17 protein-coding genes and 1 pseudogene are annotated in these 20,968 nt (G+C 69.0%); 9 read left to right on the top strand and 9 right to left on the bottom strand.

Going from position 1 to position 20,968, the window contains the following annotated elements; translation table 11 throughout:
• Positions 1–1,330: 1,330 nt before the first annotated feature.
• Together ABFX81_RS39515 and ABFX81_RS39510 are read right to left on the bottom strand one after the other, a co-directional pair.
• Positions 1,331–2,302, bottom strand: a complete 972-nt coding sequence (locus ABFX81_RS39515) for an ADP-ribosylglycohydrolase family protein (RefSeq protein ID WP_086854142.1) — start codon at positions 2,300–2,302, stop codon at positions 1,331–1,333.
• 373 nt (positions 2,303–2,675) lie between these two features.
• Entirely contained in the window at positions 2,676–3,464 is a 789-nt protein-coding gene (locus ABFX81_RS39510) for an SDR family NAD(P)-dependent oxidoreductase (RefSeq protein ID WP_086854149.1), read from the bottom strand.
• Positions 3,465–3,537: 73 nt separating this feature from the next.
• Between ABFX81_RS39510 and ABFX81_RS39505 the strand changes: the two genes are divergently transcribed.
• From ABFX81_RS39505 to ABFX81_RS39475, 7 genes are all read left to right on the top strand, one after another.
• Positions 3,538–4,152 carry a TetR/AcrR family transcriptional regulator gene (locus ABFX81_RS39505; protein WP_346139439.1) on the top strand — a complete coding sequence of 205 codons (615 nt, stop codon included), beginning with the start codon at positions 3,538–3,540 and terminating at the stop codon, positions 4,150–4,152.
• Entirely contained in the window at positions 4,149–4,517 is a 369-nt protein-coding gene (locus ABFX81_RS39500) for a hypothetical protein (RefSeq protein ID WP_086854144.1), read from the top strand. The genes ABFX81_RS39505 and ABFX81_RS39500 overlap by 4 nt, the downstream gene beginning before the upstream one ends.
• A gap of 68 nt (positions 4,518–4,585) precedes the next feature.
• Positions 4,586–4,888 (top strand): metalloregulator ArsR/SmtB family transcription factor, encoded by a 303-nt coding sequence (locus ABFX81_RS39495; RefSeq protein ID WP_086854145.1) that lies wholly within the window; start codon positions 4,586–4,588, stop codon positions 4,886–4,888.
• Complete coding sequence (locus ABFX81_RS39490) at positions 4,885–5,277, top strand: VOC family protein (RefSeq protein ID WP_086854146.1); 393 nt, start codon at positions 4,885–4,887, stop codon at positions 5,275–5,277. Before ABFX81_RS39495 ends, ABFX81_RS39490 begins: the two co-directional genes overlap by 4 nt.
• Before the next feature lie 157 nt (positions 5,278–5,434).
• Positions 5,435–6,115, top strand: coding sequence for a methyltransferase domain-containing protein (locus ABFX81_RS39485; RefSeq protein ID WP_086854150.1), 681 nt, complete (start codon positions 5,435–5,437; stop codon positions 6,113–6,115).
• 321 nt (positions 6,116–6,436) lie between these two features.
• Entirely contained in the window at positions 6,437–7,834 is a 1,398-nt protein-coding gene (locus tag ABFX81_RS39480; protein ID WP_086854151.1) for an MFS transporter, read from the top strand.
• A complete protein-coding gene (locus ABFX81_RS39475; protein ID WP_086854147.1) occupies positions 7,831–9,135 on the top strand; it encodes an FAD-dependent monooxygenase in 1,305 nt (434 codons plus the stop codon). The genes ABFX81_RS39480 and ABFX81_RS39475 overlap by 4 nt, the downstream gene beginning before the upstream one ends.
• Here the strand turns inward: ABFX81_RS39475 and ABFX81_RS39470 are convergent.
• From ABFX81_RS39470 to ABFX81_RS39460, 3 genes and pseudogenes are all read right to left on the bottom strand, one after another.
• Positions 9,078–9,770, bottom strand: coding sequence for a response regulator transcription factor (locus ABFX81_RS39470; RefSeq protein WP_346139437.1), 693 nt, complete (start codon positions 9,768–9,770; stop codon positions 9,078–9,080). The genes ABFX81_RS39475 and ABFX81_RS39470 overlap by 58 nt on opposite strands.
• Complete coding sequence (locus ABFX81_RS39465; protein WP_086851468.1) at positions 9,767–11,113, bottom strand: histidine kinase; 1,347 nt, start codon at positions 11,111–11,113, stop codon at positions 9,767–9,769. Before ABFX81_RS39465 ends, ABFX81_RS39470 begins: the two co-directional genes overlap by 4 nt.
• Positions 11,114–11,120: 7 nt before the next feature.
• Positions 11,121–11,715, bottom strand: a pseudogene (locus ABFX81_RS39460) (MMPL family transporter); the annotation flags it as partial.
• Positions 11,716–12,239: 524 nt separating this feature from the next.
• Here ABFX81_RS39460 and ABFX81_RS39455 point away from each other — a divergent pair.
• Entirely contained in the window at positions 12,240–13,622 is a 1,383-nt protein-coding gene (locus ABFX81_RS39455; protein ID WP_346139436.1) for a C40 family peptidase, read from the top strand.
• 151 nt (positions 13,623–13,773) lie between these two features.
• On the opposite strand, the gene folE is transcribed toward ABFX81_RS39455, so the two are convergent.
• A complete protein-coding gene (gene folE / locus ABFX81_RS39450) occupies positions 13,774–14,460 on the bottom strand; it encodes a GTP cyclohydrolase I FolE (RefSeq protein ID WP_428837261.1) in 687 nt (228 codons plus the stop codon).
• A gap of 468 nt (positions 14,461–14,928) precedes the next feature.
• Between folE and tal the strand changes: the two genes are divergently transcribed.
• Positions 14,929–16,044, top strand: a complete 1,116-nt coding sequence (gene tal / locus ABFX81_RS39445) for a transaldolase (protein ID WP_086851462.1) — start codon at positions 14,929–14,931, stop codon at positions 16,042–16,044.
• Between the two features lie 300 nt (positions 16,045–16,344).
• Here the strand turns inward: tal and yicI are convergent, their stop codons facing one another.
• From yicI to ABFX81_RS39430, 3 genes are read right to left on the bottom strand one after another with little or no spacing between them, the layout of a single operon-like run.
• Entirely contained in the window at positions 16,345–18,696 is a 2,352-nt protein-coding gene (gene yicI / locus ABFX81_RS39440; protein WP_086851460.1) for an alpha-xylosidase, read from the bottom strand.
• Positions 18,693–20,108, bottom strand: coding sequence for a GH1 family beta-glucosidase (locus ABFX81_RS39435; protein ID WP_086851459.1), 1,416 nt, complete (start codon positions 20,106–20,108; stop codon positions 18,693–18,695). Before ABFX81_RS39435 ends, yicI begins: the two co-directional genes overlap by 4 nt.
• 15 nt (positions 20,109–20,123) lie before the next feature.
• Positions 20,124–20,951 (bottom strand): ABC transporter permease subunit, encoded by an 828-nt coding sequence (locus tag ABFX81_RS39430; protein WP_086851457.1) that lies wholly within the window; start codon positions 20,949–20,951, stop codon positions 20,124–20,126.
• Positions 20,952–20,968: the final 17 nt, after the last annotated feature.

Genomic DNA, 20,968 nt, shown 5'->3' with positions numbered 1-20,968 from the left:
GGATATTGATGCATCACGCCGTCAGAAGGGTGGCGTGGTCGTGCTTGACGGGCTTGATGGCCGGATTCCGAAATATTGAGGAGGCTGCGCCGTCCCTATATAAAAGGGGCTTCTGCTGGCGCTGCGGGCGTAAAGGGTCATGGGTGACACCTGCACATCTGCGAGGAATGGTCGAGTCGGCGTTCATATGCGTCGTCTTGCTTGTGCGCCGCGCAACCTGATCCGCTCGTTCGAGCGGATCGCCGAGGTGGCTAGCCGGCTCCTCGGCACAGCGCGTGGACCAGTATTCGACGGAAGGACGAATACAGTCGGCACACATCCTTGCAATGTGAATGCCTGGTCCTGTAATTGAAGCCTCCCCTGGCCGTCTGACGGTCGAAATAAATAGCCCTCCCACCTGTTGACATGCCTGTTGGCGGCAGGCCGTTCGATATTGCGTGGGCACATGGGTAGCGAGGTCGGCGGGCCGAGCCCGAGCGGATGAAAGGACGTCGCGTCCAGGGCGACACCAAGTCGGAAGCCCCCAAGCCGAGCATTTCCGCGATGACGGTGGTCGATTCCGCTTGCCTTTTGATGTCGACCAATCCCTTGGCCGGCTTCGCGGGAGGGAAAAGCTGGGCGATCTCTGCGTCTTGCAAGATCCCGTCAGCTGCGACTCGGCTGAGGCGCTGCTGGTTTCTTTCTACGTTGGCACGCAGATTTGCACGGGCCTTGGCCTCATCGCGCTCTGGTTGGGTTGTCAGCCAGATCCAGGCGCTTACGACGGTCACGAGCAAAAGGACACACAGGACAATGCACCCGTTGAATAAGCAACCGCCGGTGGTGCCGGTCTGGACTTGTGGTCTTCTCGCCATGGGCACGGCCTCTGGCGCGAGCACGCCTACACGCTGGTGCGCCGCCGAACCGTGACGACAACGAGCTGTCGAGGTAACAGCCGATGTTGTCCCTCACCGGAGGACCAGCTGGAACGCGAAGGTCAAACGTCAGGCTCACCTGATGCCGACGGGCCGAGACCGGACGAATCCGGGGGCCGCCACTTCCGCAGTTGACACGGGCTGCCCGCGGACCGATCGAGGAACGCACCCCGCGTGTCGAGACCCCCCAGTCATCTCTGGCACACCCACACGGAAACCTAACCTGTGAAGCCCCACGCCTTTCCAGGGCAGACAGTGGCGCCGGCCGCTGGAAGGCGTGAGCGCGACAGCCCGGCCAGAACACGAACGACCACGGAAACCCCCTTAAGACGCCTGCTACAACGGCACCTGCGCTGTGTAGTGCGAAGCCGGACGTCGGCGGGCGAAGCCGAGTTCGTACTGTGGCCTTCGCCGCCTCAACAGCGGCTATCGGTCGGCGGATCACCGGCGTGAGTGGTTGCGAGGCGCTGTGCAAGGAGCAGATCTGCCAGGTGCAGTACCCGTCCGTCGAATCCGGGCAGGGGGACATGGAGCGGCTGGGTCCAGTGGGCCGGGATTGCATCCAGCCCGTAGTACGCCCCCGCGAGGCCCCCGGTCACCGCGGCGACGGTGTCCGTGTCACCGCCGAGGTCGATCGCCGCGCGTATCGCGCCTTCGAAGCTGGTGGTGGTGCGCAGGGCCCAGACGGCAGATCCCAGGCAGGGCCAGACGGCACCGTTGAACTCGGTTGCCAGATCGGGGTGCCAGTCGGGTGCGAGGACGGTGGCGTAGCGGCCGCGGTGGTCCGGGTGGACGAGAGCCAGGATGTCCGGAAGCGCGGTGAGGGGGTCGGTGTCCTCGAACGTGACGCGGATGAGTTCGTGGAAGATCGCGGTGCCTTCCCAGGCCGCGCGGTCGCCGTGGGTGAGGGCAGCGATGCGCCGGGCCGCGTCCATGGTGGCTTCCTGGCCGGCGGCTGCGAAGTGGACCGCGGAGGTCGACGCCCGCATCAAGGAGCCGTTTCCCGCCGCCCGTTGGTTGACCTGGAAATGGATCGCGGCGGCGAGGTCCCAGGGCATGCCGTTGGTCAGGACGTCTTCGGTCTGCAAGCCGATGTCCTTCGGTTCTGATGCTGCCCACCGCTGGAAGCGGGTGAAGATGTCCGGCAGGTCCAGTCCGCCCCGCTCCAGCAGCGACTCTGCGACCAGGACGGCCATCTGCGTGTCGTCAGTGGCCTCCCCAGGCTCCCAGCCACCGCCTCCACACATTTCGCCGCCGGCACCGGGCGTACCGGGCGCGGGAAACCGCGCGGAGAACGCTCCCTGGGGACCGAACTCGAAGGGGCCGCCCAGGGCGTCACCCACCGCTGAGCCGACGACCGCGCCAGCGGCCCGCTGAATCCGCTTCATTCGCGCAGATTAGCTCTGCCGCACCGACGGCTGCGCGGCCCAATTCCTTCTTCGGCCCATCAGTTGCCCGGCAGTGACGGAGACCAGTGTCCGGAACCCGTCCCACTGCCGGTTCCGCGACCAGCCGGGCCGCAGATCGACGCGTTGTGGTTCTGCTGGCAGCACACCGACGCGAGCGCACCCCAGGCACAGGGCAAGGACGTCATCGTCGCCGAGCTGGAGCGGAGAGTCCCCCGGCCGAGAAGACGATCGGGACGAGCGACTTCCGCGAACCGGACGGCGCCCCCGGCGGCACGCTCCACTCATGGTGTTGTTCCTTTGCTGCTGGTGAGGGCGACTGCTGCTGGGGTGAGCGACGGAGGAGCAGGGCCGGCTAACGGCGGGCCATCCGGCCCATGAACCGGACGATCAGGCGGCGCGGCAGGATCTTGCCGGCGAGGGCGAGCGGGCGGCCGTTGGTGATCACCGACGGAGGCGCGGAGCGGCGGTCGAGCGTGTCGAGGGCCGTCCTGACGACGTCAGCGGGTGCGGCCCGCTTCGTGCCGTAGTCGGCGGACTGGCTGCCGGCGGCGTCGAAGAACTCGGTCTTCGTGGCACCGGGGCACACGGCGAGGACCCGCAGGCCGGTATCGCGGCTCTCTTCCCAGAGCGATTCGGTGAAGCTGAGGACGAAGGCCTTGGTGGCGCCGTAGACGCTCAGGTACGGGGTCGGCTGGAAGCCCAGGAGGCTGGCGACGTTGATCAGGACGCCGGTGCCGGCGGAGGTCAGTGGGCCGATGTAGGCGCGGCTGAGGTCGACCAGCGCGCTGACGTTCAGCGCGATCATGCTCTGCAGGCGGTCCGGATCCTCGTCGACGAGGGCGTCGTGAGTGCCGAAGCCGGCGTTGTTGACCAGTCCGGTGGCGTGGATGCCACGGGATTCGAGTTCGGCGCGCAGCGTGCGGCCGGCGTCGGGCAGGCCGAGGTCGCGGGCGATGACGGTGACTGTGACGCCGTGGGCCCGTGTGAGTTCGTCGGCCAGGTCCTTGAGCCGGTCCGCCCGGCGGGCGACGAGTACGAGATCGGAGCCGCGACGGGCCAACTGGCGCGCGAACTCCGCGCCGAGCCCGGAGCTGGCTCCGGTGACGATGACGGTCTGGCGGCGATAGTCGACTTTGCTCATGTCGTGCACTCTACGCACTGCTTTGCACTGAGTGCAAGTCAGTGCGTCGCATGTAGAGATGTACCATTGGTGCATGGCTCAGAAACCGGCACCGCTTCGGGAGCAGACCCGCTCGGTGGTTCGCTCGCTACTCGCCCGCACCGCCCTCGAACTGTTCGTCGCCAAGGGGTACGACGACACGACGCTCGAAGAGATCGCCGCCGCGGCGGGTGTCTCCAAGCGGACCCTGTTCAACTACTTCCGCAACAAGGAAGACCTCGCGCTCAACGGCCTGTCCGAGCAGGGGGAATTGATCGCCGCGCGGCTCGCCGAGCGCCCGGCCGACGAGGACCCGTGGACGTCACTGCGCGCGGCGTTCCAGGTGCTCGAGGAGATCGACCTCACGGCCGAGCGCCGGCTCGAGATGACCACGCTGCTGTTCGGCAATGAATCCCTGCGCCCCGGCCACGCCGAGAAGCAGGCTCGCTGGCAGGACCTGTTCGCACCGCTGATCGAGCCGCGACTGCCCGACTCCGACCGCCGCACCCTCCAGGCGCGCGCGATCGCGGCAGCGGCGATCACCTGCCTCCAGGCAGCAACAGAAGAGTGGATGCGCCTGGGCGGACAGGCCGACCAGTTCGACCTTTACGATGCGGCCGTGGAGGCGATCCGTCGTCCCGCCTCACAGTCAGAGAAGAAGACGACGTGAGCAATCGCCTGCCCGCGGCGGACCTGCCGAACATGGTCGCCGCCCTGCGCGCCGAACGCGCCGAGATGCTGAAACTTCACCGGCAGTCTCACCGACGACCAATGAACCGCGCCCAGCGCCGCAGCCGGATGCGCATCGCCGACGTCGTCGCCCACATCGGTGCGACGGCGCGCAGCTTCTACATACCCGCCGGGCTGCGCACGAGCTTCGCCGCCAGCCTCGAACAGGTGAATGAAGGCCCCGTCGGTCGACGGCGGGACCGGAGCCGTGCCGATGTGATGGCCGAGTACCGGCGCGCCAGCCGGCGAGCCACCACGCTGTCACCGGCGACACCGAGCTCGCCGCCCGCTTCCTCGACGCCGTGAACGTCGTCTGACGGTTGGGGGTGCCCGTCGACTTGATATGCAAGTGAACAGTTGCCTATTGTGGAGTCGTGGCCGATGACCTTTTCAAAGCTTTGGCCGACCCCACCCGCCGCACCATCCTCGATGAACTCGCGGAGAAGTCCGGACAGACGCTGTTCGAGATCTGCTCCCGACTGAGCATGAAGCACCAGCTCGGCATCTCGCGCCAAGCGGTCTCCCAACACCTCGCCGTGCTGGAGGCTGCCGGGCTCGTCGAGACACGGCGGGAGGGCCGCTACAAGTTCCACGAGCTGAACACAGGCCCGCTGCGGCAGATCGCCGAGCGATGGCTGGTGGCCGATACGTCCGGACCAGAGAAGAGCACTCCATGAAGATCCATCTGACCAGCGTTTTCGTCGACGACCAGGCCAAGGCCGAGCACTTCTACACCGAGATCCTCGGCTTCGTGAAGAAGCACGACGTCCCGGTGGGCGAGAAGGACCGGTGGCTGACCGTCGTCTCGCCCGAGGAGCCCGAGGGCACCGAACTCCTTCTGGAGCCCGCGGGTCACCCGGCCGTCAAGACCTTCCGTGACGCACTCGTCCAAGAGGGCATCCCACTCGCCCAGTTCGCCGTCGACGACGTGAAGGCGGAGTACCAGCGCCTGCACGGCCTCGGAGTCCGCTTCACCCAGGAGCCCCTGGAGATGGGTCCCGTCACCACCGCCGTCTTCGACGACACCTGCGGCAACCTGATCCAGATCGCGACCAAGCCGCAGTAGGCAGTCGCCCGGGTGCGCGGATCGGTCACTGCGGCGACCGGTCCTCGCCCGCAATGCGCCGACGGCGGAGGCATGACTCCGACGTTCTTTGGACGCCAGTTTGCCGGACCGGCAACAGGAGTGGCAGACCCGTGACCCAGTGGGTGACGGTGGGCCCGTGACCGACAACATCGCAGCAACATCGCCCGCGTCCGATATCCCCTCGCCCGCCGACGGATATGTCGGAGACCCCGCGGTGCGGGCGGAGTGGGACAACCGGTACGCCGACCGACAACAGTTGTGGAGCGGCCGGCCCAACGGTGCGCTCGTGGCGGAGGCCGCCGGGCTCACACCCGGGCGGGTACTCGACGTCGGCTGCGGCGAGGGCGCGGACGCCGTGTGGCTCGCGCGCCGCGGCTGGGACGTGACCGCGCTCGAGGTCTCGGGCGTGGCGCTGGAGCGGGCGGCCGGGCACGCGCGGGACGCCGGCGTCGCCGTTCACTGGGTACACGCCGAACTCACCGAGGCGGCGCTCCCGGCGGCCTCCTTCGACCTGGTCTCCGCGCAGTACCCGGCCTTGCTGCGCACCTCCGACGCCGCGGCCGAGCGAGCGCTGCTCGCGGCCGTCGCCCCCGGCGGCGTGCTGCTGGTCGTACACCACGCGGGGATCGACACCCAACAGGCGGACGAGAGCGGCTTTGATCCGGCTGACTACGTCTGGCCCTCGATGGTCGTCGACGCACTCGACGACGACTGGGCGGTAGAGGTGGACGAACAACGGCCACGCGTGGCACCCGACGGTGGCGGCGGCGCGCACCATACCGACGACCTGGTGCTGCGCGTGCGCCGGCTGCGCTGAGAGGCCCCTCGGGGTCAGACGCACTCCTGCAAACGCCCAAGTCGGTTTGTAGTGCGTAGGCACCAGGACGGGTGAGTGGCTGGTCCGGGTGCACCAGGCCAGAACGGCTGCGGGGGACGATGCCCGCGAAGACACCGAAGGGCAGTGTGGGAATGCGCGAGATTTCGCGCATTCCCCGTTGTCCAGCGGTGTCTGGAGTGATCAGCAGGTGGCGACTTTTCCTTACCGGATCGGACGGTGGGCCTTCCGGCAGCGCCGGTTCGTGGGTGTTCTGTGGCTGGGTGCCCTGGTGCTGGACGAGCGCCAGTGAAAACGACGTCGATATCCGAAGCCGTGGTCTCCCCGGTCCGCAACGGGTGGCTGTCGATCGGCGCCCTCGGCATCTTGGCGCTTGCCCTCGGCACCCTGCAGTCAGTGGTGGAGCCCGCTCTCCCGCTGCTGCAACGTGAGTTGGGGGTCAGTCCCGCCGAAGGGGCTTTGATCGGCAACGCATTACTCATCACCGGCGCGGTCATCACCCCCGTCGCGGGCAAACTCGGCGACCGCTACGGTGGGAAGCGGGTGCTGGTCCGGCTGATGGCCGTGGTCTCGGCCGGTGGTCTGATGGCCGGCCTGGCGCCGAACCTGCCGGTGCTGTTGCTCGGCCAGGTGTTGCAGGGCGTCATGGTGGGCGCGCTGCCCCTCTCCTTCATCCTGGTGCGCAAACATCTCCCGACAGGAGCGTCACAGGCGGCGATCGGGCTGGTCGTCGCGCTGTTCACGGGCGGCAGCACGGTGGGAACGCTGTTCGCCGGTCCGATCGCGGAAGGACTGTCCTGGCAGTGGATGTTCGCGCTGCCGACGATCGCGATCATCGCGACGACGTTGGCCGTGGCGCGGCTGATGCCGCACGATCCGCCGATCCCGTCAGACGACAGGATCGACTGGCCTGGCACGGTTCTGCTGAGTGGCACGTTGCTCGCGTTCATGCTCGGGCTCGTGACGGTGACGAGGGACGGCGGCGTGCCGCCACTCGCGGTCGGTGCCATCGCGGTGGTCGTGGCCACCCTCGCGACCGGATGGGTCGTCGTCGAGCGCCGGGCGACCTCGCCGATGGTCGACCTGCGCATGCTGGCGAAGCCCGCGATGTGGAATGCGTGCGTGCTCACCTTCGTCATCACCACCAGTTTCGGGATGGTGGCCTTTCTGCTTCCGCAACTGTTCGGGGTATCGGCCGACGGATACGGCTTTGGAGCCGGCACCACCGACATCGGACTGTTCCTGCTGCCCGGCGCCATCGCCGGTGCGGTGAGCGATTCGGTGGGCGGGATCGCGGCGCGGCGTTTCGGTCCGCGTGCCGTGGTCATCGTGGGCACCGTCGTCACGGCGTCCACGATGATCGCCCTGGCGTCGCTGCACACCGCGGAATGGCAGCTCGTCGTCGCGAAGGTGCTGACCGCGTTCGCCGCGGGCGTCGGTACCACGGCGTTGCTTGCCGGCACCGCCACCGCCATCGAGACCAAGGACATCGGCATCGCCACCAGCCTGCTCGTGGTCACTCGCGTGATCGGCGTCGCCCTGGGCGCCCAGGTCGCCGGCGCGATCCTCGACGCCGGCGCCGACCTGAGGACGGGTCAGCCGACTGAATCGGCCTTCGTCACAGGGTTCGCGGTTGCCGGCCTCGTCGCCGCGTTGTCACTGCTCGTTGTCCGCATCACGAAAAGAGGAGCACAGGCATGACACCGACCGGTCTGTCGATGGACGTGAGCACTACGGCGAAGCGCAAAGTTCTGATCTCCGGGGCCAGTATCTCCGGACCCGCGCTGGCGTACTGGCTGCACCGGTCCGGATTCGCGGTCACCGTGGTGGAGAAGGCAGGCGCACTGCGCGAAGGTGGTTACCCGATCGACGTCCGCGGGACCGCGATAGAGGTGGTCCGGCGGATGGGGATACTGCCGCAATTACAGGACGCGCATATCGACTTGCGTCGCTGCACTTTCCTCAACGCCGACGGCAGTGAAGTCGCCTCGCTCACCCCGAGCGCCGTTGCGGGCGGTGCCGAGGGGCATGACATCGAGGTGCGCCGGGGGGATCTGGCCGCGATCCTCTACGCGATGGTTCGCGATGACGTGGAATTCCTGTTCGGAGACTCCATCGACACCTTCGACCAGTCCGTTCAAGGGGTCGACGTCACCTTCCGCAGTGGCCAACGGCGCACGTTCGACCTCGTGGTAGGCGCCGACGGTATGCACTCACCTACCCGGGAGTACCTGTTCGGGCCCGAAGCCCGGTTCCACCGCTATCTCGGCTACTGCTTCGCCATCTTCACCATGCCGAACACCCTCGGGCTCTCCCGCGAGGTCATGGTGTGGAACACCCCGGGGAAAGCCGCGGCCCTCTACGCCGTCGGGGGCCACGACAACGACGAGGTGCACGCCTTCCTGAACTTCCACCAACCAGAACCGCCGTTGGATGCCCTGCGGAACCCCGACGCCCAGCGGGACCTGGTCGCCACGATCTTCGCAGGAGCGGGGTGGGAGGTCCCTGGCATGGTCAACGCCATGCGCGACGCGGAAGACCTGTTCTTCGACACGGCCGGTCAGATCCGCATGCCCCACTGGTCCAGCGGCCGCGTCGTGCTCGTCGGTGACGCCGCGTACGCACCCTCGTTCCTCACCGGACAAGGCTCAAGCCTTGCCCTGGTCGGTGCCTACGTGCTCGCCAACGCCCTGGCCGCGAACGGGGACCACACTGCCGCGTTCGCCGCCTACGAACGCGACGTTCGCGAATTCGTAGCCATGAATCAGGCACTGGTCGACAGCGGTGCGGCCACGCTCTTTCCCACCACAGCGCGGGCCCTGGAGCAACGCAACACCACGCTGCGTGAACTCGTCACCATGCCCCCTGCCACAGCACGACCGGCCCACTCAGCCCTTGAGCTACCTGAATTCGCAGGGTACCGAAGGGGCTCCCGGGTACCGGGCTACGACAAGCGGTCCGTGCCGCCGTCGGGGGCGGCGTGGGCCAGGCCCGTCCGGTAGGCGATGACGACGAGTTGAGCCCGGTCGCGGGCCTCCAGTTTCGTCATGGCGCGCTGTACGTGGGCGCGGACGGTGAAAGGGCTGAGGAACATTCGCTCGGCGATCTCCTGGTTGGACAGGCCGGTCGCGACCAGGGCCACCATCTCGCGTTCGCGCGGGGTGAGCACGGCGAGTTCTTCGGCGTGGTGCGGCGGGGCGCTGTCCGGTGTGGCAAGGAAACGGGCGACCAAGGAGCGGGTCGCGGCGGGGGACAGCAGCGTGTCACCGTCGGCGATCGTACGGACGGCGTCCGCCAGGTCCTCGGCCCCGATGCCCTTGCCGATGAAGCCGCCGGCCCCCGCGCGCAGGGCCTGAGCGACGTACTCGTCGGTCTCGTACGTGGTGAGGATCAGGATGCGGCTGGCGCGCAGTTCCGGGTCCGCGCAGATCTCCGACGTGGCGGTGAGACCGTCCACCTCGGGCATACGGATGTCCATGACCACCACGTCCGGGCGCAGCTCCCGCGTGAGTCTCACCGCCTCCCTGCCGTCGCCGGCCTCGCCGACCACGGTGATGTCGTCGGCGCTGTCGAGAAGCATGCGGAAGGCACCGCGCAGCAGGGCCTGATCGTCGGCGAGGAGCACCCTGAGCGTCACGCTGTCTCCCCGGCCTCACCGTCGCCCGTCCGTCCGTCGCCTGTCACTCCGTCGGCCATCCGTCCCCCATCGGTGGGTGTCGCTCCGTCAGTGCTTCGTGCCGTGTCCTTGGCGGGCGGGAGGGGCAGCTGGGTCGAGACGAGGAAGCCGCCCTCCGGGCGCCTGCCCGCGAAGAGGTGCCCCCCGACCGCGGTGGCACGTTCACGCATCCCGATCAGACCGTAACCGGGCTGACGCTCCCGCATCGTGGAGGCACTCGGTCCCGTGGACGCACTCGGTCCCGGGGACGCGGTCGGCGCCGTACGAGCGTCCCCTCCGTCGTCGGCGACGGTGATGGTCACGCGATCGCGGTTCCAGGCGAGGCGCACCCGGGCGCTACCGGCGCCGGCGTGCTTGGTCACGTTGGTCAGGGCCTCCTGGACGATGCGGTAGGCGGTGAGGTCCACCCCCGAAGGCAGCGGCCTGGCCGTGCCCTCCTGGTGCACCGACACCTCCAGGCCCGCGCGGCGGAAGGAATCGAGGAGCGTGGGAAGCCGGGACAACCCGGGCGCCGGTTCGGCGGACGCGGGCGCGTCTCCGGCCTGACGCAGCAGACCGACCGTGGCCCGCAGGTCGTCGAGCGCGTCGGCGGTGGTCCCGACGAGTTCCTCGAGGCTCTTGCGGGTCTGCTCCGGGCGCGCGTCGAAGAGGTGGGCGGCGACCGTGGCCTGCGCGTTGGCCAGGGTGATCTGATGGGCCACCAGATCGTGCAGTTCCCGGGCTATGCGCAGCCGTTCCTCGGCCACTCTCCGGCGCGCCTCGCTGTCCCGGCTCTCCTCTGCCCGCCGGGCCCGCTCCTCCACGGCCGCCAGGTAGGCCCGTCGGTTGCGCACCGAGTGACCGAGGACGCCGGCCACCAGCGGGAACGCCGCGACCACTCCCATCCTGCTCGCGTCCTTCCACGAGAAGTCCCCGAACAAAGGGATGGAGGCGACCAGCACCGCGGAAGTGAGCAACACCGCGCCCGCCGCGCGCCGTTCGGTGCGCGCGGCGAGCGAGTACGAGTAAGCGGTGATCACGGCGGGGGCCACGATGAGCGGGGTGAGCAGGAGGCCCAAGGGCGGCACCAGCACGCCGACCGCGGTCGTGGCCGCCAGGGCGGCGAGGGGTGCACGATGCCGTACCGGCAGCACGGCACAGGACACCACGGCGATGACGTAGGCGGTGGCACGCGGCGCTGACAGCGTGTCGTCGACCTGCATCACCCCGCCGAGCAGACAGAACGCGAACGCCGTCGCCGTGACCGCCGCCTCACGCCACCACGCGTCGCGTGGTCGCGGCCCACCGCCCCCCGTCTTCGTCACGGCCGACTCAATCCCGGCCGACGGGGAGCCGCCGCACCGCTGCTTCCGGTCCGGTCGCGGAGGCCGGGACCCGCCTGCTCAGTGCCTCACCCTCGATGTCGATATTCGGCAGCACACGGCTCAGGATACGAGGCAGCCTCCATGCCCGTGCCCGGTGGCCGAGCAGAGCCAGGACCGCGGGTGCGATCGCCATCCGGACGACGAAGGCGTCGAAGGCGACGGCGGCGGCCAGACCGACGCCCATCGTCTGGATGGTCGGGCTGTTCATCGCGATGAATCCGGCGAACACGCTGATCATGATGATCGCCGCCGCGGCCACCACACGTCCGCTGTGCCGGAAACCGCTGACGATCGCCTCGTCGGGGGACGCGCCATGGACGTAGGCCTCCCGCATCCGGGTGAGGAGGAAGACCTCGTCATCCATGGCGAGGCCGAGACCATTCCGATGACGATGATGAGAATCGGCATCAACGACATGACCGGTCCGGCCTGCTCGATGCCGACCAGGTCCGCCGCCCACCCCACTGGAAGACGGCCACGAGGACACCGAAGGCGGCACCCACCGACAGCAGAAAGCCGAGCGCGGCCTTGACCGGGACCAGGTCCGGGAGTTCGGTGACCTCAGCTGTAGCCGGACTGTCCCGCCCTCCGTGGACGAGCGGCGGACCGGCCATGACCTCCCCGGGGCCGCCGATCACCGACCGGTGCAATCCAGGCGTGCGCCGGCCGCGCTTGGCGGGTGTTGGTGCGGGGTGCGACGACGGGCCTGTCGGGCGACGGGTGATCGCTGTGGGCGAATCGCGTTGCACGCAACGTGAATTGCGGAACCGGGCGTCGCCCCCCGCCGCGAATGGAGCGGGGAAGATCACAGGTGCATTTCGGGCTTTTCGGACTTCGATCTTCACGGAAGGCTCACAAGTTGGCTAAGTTGACCACTGCATGCACGACTTCCACCGATAGGCAGGTGGTTTCGTGCGCTCTCGGACAGAAGGAGGGCCCCTTTTCATGGAGTCGGATCGAACCTCGCGCCCTGAAGTGAGCGACGTCGCGGGCCTGGCCAACTCCCTTGTCCCGAAGGGCTTCACTGTCGAGGCCCGGCTTTCGCGGTTTGGTGGTTCCCGCGTTGGTGAATGAGAGCGAGAGCCCGAGCCCTGACGAGGTCCGGCGGTGGATCGACAGCCTCTACGACCGGGCCGAGAGCGACACGGGTACCTTCAACGCGACCCGTGCCGCCGCGATCCCGCGCCAGCGGGGCGAGGCAGCCGGCAGCCGGTCCCGGGGGGACGCGGAGCCCACGGTCGGAAACCTTGCCCGGCAGTGGTTCGACGTCGCCCGTGCCAAGCTGGGGCCGATCGTGCCGGCGTCGCAGCCGGACAGGAGGTTGCCGGTCCGTCCCGACCGCGCGCCTCAGGCAGCACGACCCGAGCGCCCGGCGGAACGTCCCGCGGAACCCCGCGCTCTCGAAGCGCCCCAAGCACCCACCGGTTTTTTTCGGGAGCTGACAGGCGGATCAGCTCAGGCATCGACCACTGGATTCCTCCCGGAGCTCTCCGACCAGCGTGTCGCACCGGCTGTGGCAGGCGAGTCCCGATGGGACGAGAGCGCCTGGCGCACCGGTGCACAGCCGGTCCTCGGCGACGTGAAGGCGCGGCCGCTACACGAGCCCGCACCAGCGTCCGCCCCGGAGTTCAGTCCGCTGCCCGCTCCGGAGTTCAGCCCATTGCCCAGCCCGCAGACCGCCACGGCGCTGCCCACCATCCCGCACCCCACCGCGGGTACTCACGATGCGGATCTTCCAACAGGCGGGACGGAAACGTACGGTGCCGGTCCGGCGATCGGCGCGACCGCCGCGACAGCACCGTATGCCACGGCTCTGTCAGCCGATCCCACCGCGTACTACACCTCCGGTCCACCGGCCGACGTGACCACCACGAGCTATGGCGCCGGTCTGCCAAGCATCCCCGCTTCTGCCCTGGCGGCCCCTGTTGCGGCAGTGCCCGCGGAGCCGATCACCGCACCCGCCTCCGCTGAACTGACAGGGGCTGCCGGTCCGACGGAATCGATGACCTTCACGGCACGCGAAACTCCCTTCACCACCTTCACACCCGGTGTTGACGGTAGACCCTGGCCGTCGCCGGACGCCGGCCACAGCACCCAGGTCGAGCGGGTGGTCGCCTTCGCCCGGGCGCAGATCGGTCGGCCCTGCGTATGGGGTGCGGTCGGGCCGGGATCGTACGACGCCCCCGGTCTCACCCAGGCCGCGTGGAAGGCTGTCGGCGTCACGCTTCCCAGGACCACCCAGGCCCAGTGGGGAGCGGGAGTTCAGGTCTCCCTCGGTGACGTTCAGGTCGGAGACCTGGTCTTCTTCCATGACGACCTCGGCCACGTCGGCATCTGGAGCGGCGACGGCATGGTCATTCACGCCCCGGGGCCGGGAGCGCTCATCCGTGAGGAGTCGGTGTTCTTCGCCGGCCAGTCCGCGATCAAGGGCGCGGTCCGCCCGGCCTGACGTCCCCTCAGGCCGGTTGCTAGAGGGGGCGTGCCGATGTCCTCATGCAGGATCTGTCCCTCAGAGCACGAGCCGTCATATCGGCCTCGGTGTCGACGCCATGCCCCCTCGGGGATGTCAGGGCGCGTGCAAGGCCGGAACCCGGTGGAGTTCAGGTGGGCATGCCGGTGAGGGAGAGGAATTCGGCGCGTGACCGGGCGTCGTGGCGGAGTGTGCCGAGGAGGGTGGAGGTGAGGGTGCTGGAGCCGGTGGCCTGGACTCCGCGCAAGGTCATGCAGGTGTGTTCGGCTTCGATCACGACCCCGACGCCCTTGGGCTCCAGGTGGGTATGCAGCCAGTCGGCGACCTGCTTGGTCAGGCGTTCCTGAACCTGAGGGCGGAAGGCGAAGTGTTCGACGACCCGGGCCAGTTTCGACAGGCCGAGGATGCGGCTGCCGGGCAGGTAGCCGACGTGTGCGGTGCCGATGACGGGCAGCATGTGGTGCTCGCAGATAGACCGGACGGGGATTCTGCGCGCCAGCACCAGCTCGTCGTAGCCCTCGTCGTTGGGGAAGGTCGTCAGGTCGAAGGGGCGCGGGCTGAACAGTTCGGCATAGGCGCGGGCCATGCGGCCGGGGGTGCCGTTCAGGCTCTCGGTGTCGGTCTGGATGCCGAGCGCTTCGAGGAACTGGGCGGCGGCGCGTTCGGCGCCGGGCAGGTCTATGCCGCCGGTGTCGTGGACGACGCGCAGCGGGGTGATGGACGGCATCGCCGTCTGGGGTCCGGGGATGTCGGCGAAACGGGTGGGCACACCAGCCCTTTCCGGTGATGAGGCCGTGATCGGCGCCGTGGTGTCCATGACGTACTCCTCGTGAGATGTGGAACTGCGGGGGCGGGTAGCTGTGTGCCTGGCTCGTGGGCCATTCGGTGCTGTATCGAGCGGACCGGTTCGCCGGTGGCTCGGATTCCTCCAGCGCCTGGGCGAGGAGCCGCCCGGCCGGCTCGTAGTGCTGCTCGGGCAGGCTGACGGTGGCCGGCATGCTGGAGCCTCGGCGGCTTCGTCGCGGCTGACCGGTCCCGGCCGGGCACGACGTGCTCGTGGAGCCTCCTGCGGGACCGCTCGTCCAAGGCGGCGACGGGCGAGAGGCTGGTGCGGGGTGCTTCCTTCCGGTGGTCCACGGACACCAGTGTAAAACCAATACTGATTGACTAAAGAAGGTTTCCGCGATTCTATTGTTAGTGAGGATTGTCTATAGAGGGATGGGTGTCATGCCGTCCGCAGCGCTGCCACAGCATGCCGGAGTCTCCCTGACGGCAGAGGAAGATCATGAGTGAGAACCTGGACCGGCTGGGCGCCGAAGGCGTAGCGGTCTGGCTGGACGATCTGAGCCGGGAGCGGCTCGCGGGGGGCCGGCTGACCGACCTGGTGGAGGAACAGCGGGTGGTCGGCATCACCAGCAACCCGACGATCTTCGCCAAGGCGATCCGCTCGGGTGCCCGCTACGACGAGCAGGTAAAGGGTCTCGCCCGGCGCGGGGTTCGGGTCGAGGAGGCCGTCAGGCTGCTGACGGCGTTCGACGTGCGCTGGGCCTGCGACGTACTGCGCCCGGTGTACGAGGCAAGCGGCGGTGTCGACGGGCGAGTGTCGCTCGAGGTGGATCCGCGCGTCGCCCACGACACTGCGGCGACGGTCGCCGAGGCACGGGCTCTGTGGTGGTTGGTGGACCGACCGAACATGTTCGTGAAGATCCCCGCCACGCAGGAGGGCCTGGAGGCGATCAGCACGGCGCTCGGCGAGGGCATCAGCATCAACGTGACCCTGATCTTCTCTCTGGACCGCTACGACCAGGTGCTCCGCGCCTTCCTGGACGGCATGGGCAGGGCGCATGCGGCGGGCCACGACCTGACGTCCATCGCGTCGGTGGCCTCTTTCTTCGTCAGCCGGGTGGACACCGAGGTCGACAGCCGACTGGACAAGATCGGCACGCCGGAGGCACGGGACCTGCGCGGTCGGGCAGCCATCGTCAACGCACGCCTGGCCTACCGGCACTTCGAGCAGGCGTGCGCAGGGGACCGATGGAGGGCCCTGGCGGCGGCCGGGATGCGCCCGCAACGCCCGCTGTGGGCATCCACCGGGGTGAAGGACCCCGCCTACCACGACACCCGCTACGTCGACGAACTGGTGGCTCCCGGCGTGGTCAACACCATGCCGGAACGGACCCTGCGCGCAGTAGCGGATCACGGCCGCATCCAGGGCGACACGATCCATGGCGCTTACGGGGAAGCCCAGCAGGTACTCGATGACCTGGAGGCTGTCGGAGTGTCCTATGAGGACGTGGTGCGTGTGCTGGAGGACGAGGGCATCAGTACGTTCACGGCCTCCGGCAACGAGCTCTTCGAGCAACTGGACAGCGCACTTCACGCCGCGCGCACCGCGGCATGATGCGGCCGGTCGCCGACCGGACCGTCCCGGAGCAGCTTCCTTCCCCGATCGGCAGACAGGCCGTGCAAACACCGCAACCGCCCGCAGCGCAGCGCCGTTGGCGACGATGGACTCCAGAGCGGCAGGCGCGCGGACCAGCGCGCAAGCGGACCCTGGCGCCCATGCCGACCGAGCCCGCCACCACACAGCGGCCCCGCCCGCGGCATACGGCGGTGACGGTGTGCGGTCCGGTGGAATGCCCAGCCTCGCCCACACAGGGCGAGGCGGGGCATCCTGACTGCGTTCTCTGCGAGAGCTGTATCAGCTCCCGGTGAGGAGCGCCGTGAGGCGGGCCGTGCCCGCGGATACGGCGAGAAGAGTGCCCAGCGCGGTCCGCTCGGCCGACGCCGACGCCGACGATCCCATGCCGCCGGGTTCCGCCAGCGCTCCGACCAGCAGCACCTGCCACGGCCCCGGTGCCCCCTCCGCCTCGACCGTGACCGTGTCGCCGTCGCGAGTCGTCCGGAAGACGGCCGACGAGCCGCCCCGGGCGCCCGGGGCCGGGATCCGCGTCACGACCGTCGCACCGTCGACGGGTGCGTGCACCCGCAGTGTCACCCCGTGCGCCCAGTCGTACTCCGCCGCGTCGTCGCTCGCGCCGTACGGGATGACCGAGCCGGGCCGGGCGAGCAGGGGAAGGCTGTCGTAGCCGTACCGTTCGCGCCGCCAGCCCGGTCCATGGATCTGTTCGCCCGACAGCAGATGCGTCCAGATGCCGTCCGGGACGTAGTAGTCGACGACGCCGTCGGCCGAGAACACGGGGGCGACGAGCAGGTCGTCGCCGAGCATGTACTGCCGGTCGAGGGTGTGGCAGGCCGGGTCGTCGGGGAACTCCAGGACCATCGCCCGCATCATCGGCGTGCCGCGCTCGGCGGCCTGTTGTGCAGCTCGGAACAGGTAGGGCATGAGCCGGTGCTTGAGGCGGGTGAAGTCGCGGCTGACCTCGACCGCCTCCTCGTCGTAGTCCCACGGCACCCGGTACGACTTGCTGCCGTGCAGCCGGCTGTGCGACGACAGCAGCCCGAACTGCACCCACCGCTTGAACACCTCGGGCGTCGGCGTGCCCTCGAAGCCGCCGATGTCATGGCTCCAGAAGCCGAACCCGGACAGGCCGAGGGACAGCCCGCCGCGCAGCGACTCGGCCATCGCGCCGAAGTGCGACTCGCAGTCGCCTCCCCAGTGCACCGGGAACCGCTGTCCGCCCGCCGTCGCCGAGCGGGCGAAGAGCACGGCCTCACCGGCGCCCCTGGCCTCGCTCAGCACCTCGAAGACCGTCTCGTTGTAGAGCTGCGTGTAGTAGTTGTGCATGCGCTCCGGGTCGGAGCCGTCGTGCCAGACCACATCGGTCGGGATCCGCTCGCCGAAGTCGGTCTTGAAGCAGTCGACGCCCTGCGCGGTGAGAGCCCGCAGCTTGCTGGCGTACCACCGGCGCGCGTCCGGGTCGGTGAAGTCGACCAGGGCCATGCCGGCCTGCCACAGGTCCCACTGCCACACGTCGCCGTTGGCCTTGCGGACCAGATAGCCGTGCCGCTTGGCCTCCGCGAACAGCGCGGACTTCTGTGCGATGTACGGGTTGATCCACACCGACACGCGCAGGTCGTGCTCCTCCTTCAGCCGCCGCAGCATGCCCTCCGGGTCCGGGAAGACCTCCGGGTCCCAGGTGAAGTCGCACCACTGGTACTCGCGCATCCAGAAGCAGTCGAAGTGGAAGACGCCCAGCGGGATGTCGCGGTCGGCCATCCCGCGCACGAACCGGTTCACCGTCTCCTCGTCGTACGAGGTCGTGAACGACGTCGACAGCCACAGCCCGAACGACCAGGCCGGCGGCAGCGCCGGGCGGCCGGTCAGCGCCGTGTAGCGGTCCAGGACGTCCTTGGGCGTCGGACCGTACACCACGAAGTACTCCAGCGACTGGTCCTCGACGCTGAACTGCACCTGCCCGACGGCCTCCGAGTCGACCTCGTAGCTCACCTTGCCGGGGTGGTTGACGAAGACGCCGTAGCCGCGGTTGGTGAGGTGGAAGGGGACGTTCTTGTACGCCTGCTCGCTCGCGGTGCCGCCGTCGGCCTGCCAGATGTCGACGCTCTGGCCGTTCTTCACGAACGGCGTGAACCGTTCACCGAGCCCGTACACCAACTCTCCGACGTCGAGTGCCAGTTGCGCCAGTGAGTAGTGGCGGCCGCCGTCCGTGACCGCGAAGCCGGTGCCGCGCGCCTTCGCCGAGGTGAGGACGCGACCGTTCTCGGTGAAGTCCAGCCGCCACGGGGCCGCGGTGTCCACGCGCAAGGACAGCTTCCCGGCCCTGAGTTCCAGCAGCGAGCCCTCCCGGGTGACCCTTGCCGCGTAGCCGGGCTCGGTGTGCAGCGCGAACTCCGGACCGCGCTCGGCAGCGCCCGCGTGGTGGGTGGAGCGGATACCGATCACGCCCTCGGCGGGGGACCAGCACTCGACGGTCAGCAGCGGGCTGTTGAGGGTGTGACCGCGGCGCGTGACGTGCCGCACGGGCGCGTGGAGCGTGAAACGGTCCTCGTCGACGCGGACGTCGGCGACCTCGGCGGCGTACGACGCCTGGACGCCTTCGCGCATCATCCAGTAGCCGTCGGTGAACTTCATCGGGGGGCCTCGCCAGGGGTGGTGCGGGCGCGGTGGGCGGCGATCAGCCGCTGGTACCAGCGGTAGCTGTCCTTGGGTGTGCGTACTTGCGTGTCGTAGTCGACCCGGACGATGCCGAAGCGCTGACCGTAGCCGCGGGCCCACTCGAAGTTGTCCAGCAGCGACCACACGTAGTAGCCGCGCACGTCGACGCCCGCGCGCAGGGCGGCGGCGAGCGCGTCCAGATGGCTGTGGAGGTAGTCGACCCGCTCCACGTCGCGGACCCGGCCGTCGGAGTCGACGGTGTCCGCCTCCGCCGAGCCGTTCTCAGTGATCAGGAGCGGTGGCAGCGCGGGGTAGCGCTCGGCCAGGTCCACCAGCAGATCCGTGAAGGTGTGCGGGACGACGGGCCAGCCCATGGTGGTGTGGCGGACGTCGTCGCGCCAGGTCTCTTGGGCCCGGACGTCGACCGCGGTGCGGGTGGCCGGGTCGGCGTCGCGGTACGGGGCGTCGGCGACGGTGATCGGCCGGTAGTAGTTGATGCCGACGAAGTCGAGGGGCGCGCCGATGAGATCGAGGTCGCCGTCGAGGCGGTACGAGCCGTCGCCACTGGGCAGCAGCTCGCCCCAGGTCTCGGCTTCGTGCTCCGGGTAGCGCCCGGCGAACAGCGGCTCGAACCACACGTCGTTGTGGAGCGTCCCGACCCGGCGTACGGCGGCCAGGTCGGCGGGAGAGTCCGTGGCCGGCAGCAGCCGGTCGGGGTTGAGCGTGATCCCGACCTCCCGTGCCCCCGCAGCGCGCAGCGCGCGCACGGCCAGCCCGTGGCCGACGAGCAGATGGTGTGCGGCGGCGAGCGCGCCGCGGCCCTCCCTGGCGCCCGGCGCGTGGGCGCCCGCCGCGTAGCCGACGAAGGCGCTGCAGAAGGGCTCGTTGAGCGTGATCCAGCGGTCCACCCGGTCGCCGAGCCGGGCGGCGACCACCCCGGCGTACTCGGCGAACCGCTCCGCCGTCTCGCGTACCCGCCAGCCGCCCCGTTCCTCCAGAGCCTGGGGGAGGTCCCAGTGGTAGAGGGTGGCGGCGGGGGAGATGCCGGAGGCCAGCAGCTCGTCGACTAGCCGGTCGTAGAAGTCGAGCCCGGCAGCGTTGACGGGGTCGGAGCCGGCCGGCTGGATGCGCGGCCAGGCGATGGAGAAGCGGTAGCTGTCCACGCCCAGCTCGCGCAGCAGCGCGACGTCCTCGCGGTAGCGGTGGTAGTGGTCGCAGGCGACGTCACCGGTGGCGCCGTCCGCGACGCGCCCGGGCTCACGGCAGAACGTGTCCCAGATGGACGGGCCCCTGCCGTCCTCGTCGTACGCGCCCTCGATCTGGTAACTGGCCGTGGCGGCACCGAAGAAGAAGCCGGCGGGGAACTCGGGGAACTCTGAGGAACTCACGGAAAAGGCACCTGCCTACTTGACCGACCCGCCGGTGATCCCGGCGGCGATGTACTTCTGGGCGACGACGAGCAGGATGGCGGCCGGTACGGCGGAGAGCACCGCGGTTGCCATGACCGCGCCCCAGTCGCTGACATGTGCGCCGACGAACTGGTAAATGCCGAGCGTGATCGGCTTGACGTCGTCCGTGGTGTTGAGGGTGAGCGCGAACATGAAGTCCGACCAGGCGAAGAGGAAGGTGAACAGCCCGGCGGTGATCAGGGCGTTGCGGCTCATGGGCAGCACGATCCGCACGAACGCGGTGAAGCGGTTCGCGCCGTCCACCATCGCGGCCTCGACGACCTCGCTCGGGATCGACACCATGAACGCCCGCAGCAGCACGACCGCGAACGGCAGTCCGAGCGAGGCGTCCGCCAGGATCAGCCCCAGGTAGGAGTTGACGAGGTCGAGCTGCGCGTAGGCGCTGTAGAGGGCGTTGGCGATGACGATGCCCGGAACCATCTGCGTGATGAGCGTCGCGAAGACGATGCCCTGCCCGCCGCGGAGTCCGAACTGGGCAAGCCCGTACGCGGCGGGCGCGGCGAGCGCGAGGCAGACGACGACGGCGCCGAGTGCGACGACGAAGCTGGTGAGCAGCGAGCCACCCTGGGTGCTGATCGCCGTGTCGAAGTTCTTCAGGGACGGCGAGAGGGGGAACCACTCGGTGGCGGCGATGCTCGACTCGGGCTGAAGGGCGGTGTTGAGCATCCAGTACACGGGGAAGAGCAGCACGGCGAGGATCAGCAGCGCGGCGGCGGTGTTCCACACCGAACGAACGCGGAGAAGGTTCGCCGGTCGCTTCATCGGTCGGTTCATCGTCG

The organism is Streptomyces coeruleofuscus, assembly GCF_039532725.1.
Taxonomy (GTDB): Bacteria; Actinomycetota; Actinomycetes; order Streptomycetales; family Streptomycetaceae; genus Streptomyces; species Streptomyces coeruleofuscus.
This window is presented reverse-complemented; position numbering and strand designations above follow the sequence as displayed.